At 55.2% G+C, this 804-nt stretch carries 1 rRNA gene; it reads right to left on the bottom strand.

Annotation, left to right across the window (positions count from 1 at the left end):
* A 23S ribosomal RNA gene (locus tag ABD979_RS19970) occupies positions 1–804 on the bottom strand; the annotation flags it as partial.

The following is an 804-nucleotide window of genomic DNA, read 5'->3' as shown; positions in this document are numbered from 1 at the left end:
TTATTAGTACCGGTCAGCTCCACACATTGCTGTGCTTCCACATCCGGCCTATCAACCCAGTAGTCTAGCTGGGAGCCTCTCACCCTCGCGGGTCTGGAAACCTCATCTTGAAACGTGCTTCCCGCTTAGATGCTTTCAGCGGTTATCACTTCCGAACGTAGCTAATCAGCGGTGCCCTTGGCAGAACAACTGACACACCAGAGGTTCGTCCATCCCGGTCCTCTCGTACTAGGGACAGCCTTTCTCAAGTTTCCTACGCGCACAGCGGATAGGGACCGAACTGTCTCACGACGTTCTAAACCCAGCTCGCGTACCGCTTTAATGGGCGAACAGCCCAACCCTTGGGACCTACTCCAGCCCCAGGATGCGACGAGCCGACATCGAGGTGCCAAACCATGCCGTCGATATGGACTCTTGGGCAAGATCAGCCTGTTATCCCCGGGGTACCTTTTATCCGTTGAGCGACGGCGCTTCCACAAGCCACCGCCGGATCACTAGTCCCGACTTTCGTCCCTGCTCGACATGTCTGTCTCACAGTCAAGCTCCCTTGTGCACTTACACTCAAAACCTGATTGCCAACCAGGCTGAGGGAACCTTTGGGCGCCTCCGTTACCTTTTAGGAGGCAACCGCCCCAGTTAAACTACCCACCAGGCACTGTCCCTGATCCGGATCACGGACCGAGGTTAGATATCCAGAACGACCAGAGTGGTATTTCAACGTTGACTCCACACCCACTGACGTGGATGCTTCACAGTCTCCCACCTATCCTACACAAGCCGTACCGAACACCAATACCAAGCTGT

It is taken from the genome of Terrabacter aeriphilus, assembly GCF_039542985.1.
Lineage (GTDB): Bacteria > Actinomycetota > Actinomycetes > Actinomycetales > Dermatophilaceae > Terrabacter > Terrabacter aeriphilus.
This window is presented reverse-complemented; position numbering and strand designations above follow the sequence as displayed.